Annotated in this window: 5 protein-coding genes; 3 read left to right on the top strand and 2 right to left on the bottom strand. The window is 69.7% G+C overall.

Translation table 11 applies throughout. The annotated features are described in order from the left end of the window. The coding region (locus VEG08_11550; GenBank protein HXZ28618.1) for a D-aminoacyl-tRNA deacylase at nt 1-253 on the top strand (253 nt) is incomplete at its 5' end. Between the two features lie 68 nt (nt 254-321). On the opposite strand, the gene VEG08_11545 is transcribed toward VEG08_11550, so the two are convergent. Continuing rightward, a complete protein-coding gene (locus VEG08_11545) occupies nt 322-1,056 on the bottom strand; it encodes an isoprenylcysteine carboxylmethyltransferase family protein (GenBank protein ID HXZ28617.1) in 735 nt (244 codons plus the stop codon). Between the two features lie 15 nt (nt 1,057-1,071). Further along, nucleotides 1,072-1,965: a dihydropteroate synthase gene (gene folP, locus VEG08_11540; protein ID HXZ28616.1), complete on the bottom strand. Its 894-nt coding sequence runs from the start codon at nt 1,963-1,965 to the stop codon at nt 1,072-1,074. 124 nt (nt 1,966-2,089) lie between these two features. Here folP and dacB point away from each other — a divergent pair, with 124 nt between their 5' ends. Further along, nucleotides 2,090-2,995, top strand: coding sequence for a D-alanyl-D-alanine carboxypeptidase/D-alanyl-D-alanine-endopeptidase (dacB, locus tag VEG08_11535; GenBank protein ID HXZ28615.1), 906 nt, complete (start codon nt 2,090-2,092; stop codon nt 2,993-2,995). Continuing rightward, the coding region (locus tag VEG08_11530; protein HXZ28614.1) for a hypothetical protein at nt 2,992-3,176 on the top strand (185 nt) is incomplete at its 3' end. The genes dacB and VEG08_11530, both read left to right, overlap by 4 nt.

Genomic DNA, 3,176 nt, shown 5'->3' with positions numbered 1-3,176 from the left:
CGCCGAGGCCGGCGGCGCCGTCCTGCTGGTCTCGCAGTTCACCCTCTATGGCGACGTGCGCCGCGGCAAGCGCCCCTCCTTCGACGCCGCCGCCCGCCCCGAGCACGCGCGCCCGCTCTATGAGCGCTTCGTGGCGCGCCTACGCGCCGCCGGCCTTACCTGCCAGACCGGCCGCTTCCAGGAGAGGATGGAGGTCGAACTGGTGAACGACGGCCCGGTCACCATCCTGCTGGATTCGGAGAAGACCTTCTGAGAAGAAAGCGTTGGCTTCGAGCTCTTAGCTGGTAGCGGAGCCCGGCTGGCCTGGGGCCAAGAGCCGAGCTAAGAGCTAAGAGCTGCCTTGGCCCGCCGCCGCTTCAGCGCGACTCCCGCGATCACCTGCAGCACGAACGACGATCCCAGGAGGACGAAGAACCATGGCAGCTTCAGCGTGACCGCGAAGGCAGCCACCGAGAGCGCCATCACCCAGATCATGGTTTCCCCGAAGAGGCCCTCCAGCCAGTCCGGCCGGGCTCCCGCGGCCGGCACCCGCGGCCGCAGCGCCGGCAGCAGCCGCGGTACCGCCGCCAGGTAGGCGCGGTAGCTCTCGCCCTGGCCCGCCAGCAGCTCCGCCTCCTCCCGCCCGATCAGCCGCAGCACCACGAACAGCATCCCCAGCAGCAGCACGAAGAATCCGGTGCGGCTGGCCATGGCGCCCATGCCCACCGCCAGCAGGAGGTTCCCCAGGTAGAGCGGGTTGCGCACGTAGCGGTAGGGGCCGTCGGCGACCAGGCGCTCGCTGTGCACCTTCTTGTCGGCCATCACCTGCACGCTGAGGTAGGCCGTGCCCCAGGAGCGCAGCAGCGCCCCCAGCGCGATGACCGCCGCCGCGGCCGCGAAGCTGGCGTGGATGGCGAGCGAGTCGGGGATCTGGGCCGCGGTCTTGTACCGGCCGCTCAAAAGGAAGAGCCAGGCCACGAAGTTGAGATGGTCGACCGAGTAGAGCGTGAAGGCCAGCCAGAAGCACATCCCGATGAGGAAGGCGCGGAAGCGGAATTCGAAGAGGGTGGCGCGCATGAGGATAGGGTCCCGTCAGGCGCCGGCGCGCAGGATGGCGTCGGCGATCTTCACGGCGTCCGCCGCCGGGCGCACGTCGTGGACGCGCACGAGGTGGGCGCCCGCCAGCACGCATGCCGTCACCGCAGCCAGGGTGCCGTGGAGGCGCTCTTCCGCGGGCAGGTCCTGGCCGGCGCGCGCCAGCGTCCGCCCCAGGAAGGACTTGCGCGAGGTCCCCGCCAGGATGGGGAAGTCGAGCCGCGCCAGCTCACCCAGCCGCGCCAGCAGCGAATAGTTCTGGTCATAATTCTTGCCGAAGCCGAAGCCGGGATCGAGAACGATGTGATCGCGGGCCACCCCCGAGCCCATGGCCACCATCGCCCACTCCGCCAGCTCGCGCCGGACCAGGCCCATCAGGTCGTCCACCGGGGGCAGGGAACGCCACTCCTCCGGGCGCCCGCGCATGTGCATGAGGACGGCGCCGCAGCCCAGCGTGGCCACCATCTGCGCCATGCCCGGGTCCCAGCGGAAGGCGCTCACGTCGTTGACGATCTCGGCGCCCGCCGCCACCGCCTCGCGCGCGACCCCGGACCTGTAGGTATCCACGGAGATGAGCGTGCCCGGGCGCTGGTGACGGATGTCCTCGATCACCGGCAGCACCCGGCGCAACTCTTCGGCCTCGCTGACCCCGGCGGCGGCCCCGGGCGAGACCCGCGCTCCCGGCCGCGTGGACTCCCCGCCGATGTCGATCAGGTCGGCGCCCTCCTCCAGCATCTCCAGGGCGCGGCCTGCAGCCCGCTCGCGGCCGAGGAACTTGCCCCCATCGGAGAACGAGTCGGGAGTGACGTTGAGCACCCCCATCACCAGGGTGCGCTCTCCCAGCGCCAGTTCGCGCGTGCGCAGCTTCCATGTGAACCGCGGCCGAGTCATCCAAGACATTGTAGATTGCAGCTTTCAGATTGCAGATTTTTCTATAGCCCTGACCCAATCTGCAATCTTAAATCTTCAATCTGCAATCGTCGCTTTCCCGCTAGTGCTACAATCCCCGCAGACGATGCCCCGCCTCCGCATACTCCTGGCTGCGCTTCTGCTGCTGTCACTGGCGGCGGCGCCCGCCTCCGCGCGCAAGAAGCCCAGGCCGGAGGAGCGCCAGAGGGCCCTGGCGGCCCGCATCGACAGGATCCTGGCCGAGCCCGAGGCCGGCCGCGCCTTCTGGGGCATCGAGATCCGCGCGGCCGACGGCCGCCTGCTCTACTCCCGCAACCCCGACAAGCTCTTCACCCCGGCCTCCAACACCAAGTTGTTCACCACGGCCGCGGCGCTCGCTCTGATCGGTCCGGAATACAAGTTCCAGACCACGGTGGAGACCGCGGGCACGCTCGACACCCACGGCCGTCTGGCGGGCGACCTGGTGCTGGTGGGCCGCGGCGACCCCAACCTCTCGGGCCGCAACCTGCCCTTCAAGGTCCGCACCCAGCGCGACCAGCCCCCCGACAAGGTCCTGGAGGACCTGGCCGACCAGATCGTGCAGAAGGGCGTGAAGTACGTGGACGGCGACGTGGTCGGCGACGACAGCTTCTACGCCTTCGAGCGCTACGGGGAAGGCTGGTCGCAGGAGGACCTGGCCACGCAGTGGGGCGCTCCCGTCTCCGCGCTCACCATCAACGACAACGTGCTCACGGTGAAGGTGCTGCCCGGCGACCGTCCTGGGAGAAGGCCTTCGTCTCCATCGATCCTTTCGCCGACTATTACCGGGTGGACAACCGCATCATCACCACACCCCCGGGCACGGGCCCGCGCCGCGTCGACTTCCGCCGCGAGCCCGGTTCCGACCGCCTGGTGCTGTGGGGCTACATCCCGGTGGACGACCCCGGGGGCGCCGAGCAACTCGCCATCGAGGACCCCGCCCAGTTCGCCGCCGATCTCTTCCGCACCCTGCTGGAGAAGCGGGGGGTGGTGATCTACGGCAAGACCCGCGCCCGCCACACCGAGCTGGCCAGCCTCTCCACCTTCAGCGTGACCACGCTGGCGCCCGCCTCGGGCGGTCCCACCCGCGCGCCCAGCTCGCTCAACCCGCCGCTGGTGCTGGCTTCCCACCAGTCGCAGGCGCTGCTCGACGACCTCACCGTCACCAACAAGGT

Source organism: Terriglobales bacterium (genome assembly GCA_035624475.1).
Lineage (GTDB): Bacteria > Acidobacteriota > Terriglobia > Terriglobales > Acidobacteriaceae > DASPRL01.
This window is presented reverse-complemented; position numbering and strand designations above follow the sequence as displayed.

Excerpts from the sequence above, each read along its gene's own strand:
- VEG08_11545 (HXZ28617.1), bottom strand. The coding sequence starts at position 1,056 with ATGCGCGCCACCCTCTTCGAATTCCGCTTCCGCGCCTTCCTCATCGGG.
- dacB (HXZ28615.1), top strand. The coding sequence starts at position 2,090 with ATGCCCCGCCTCCGCATACTCCTGGCTGCGCTTCTGCTGCTGTCACTG.
- folP (HXZ28616.1), bottom strand. The coding sequence starts at position 1,965 with ATGACTCGGCCGCGGTTCACATGGAAGCTGCGCACGCGCGAACTGGCG.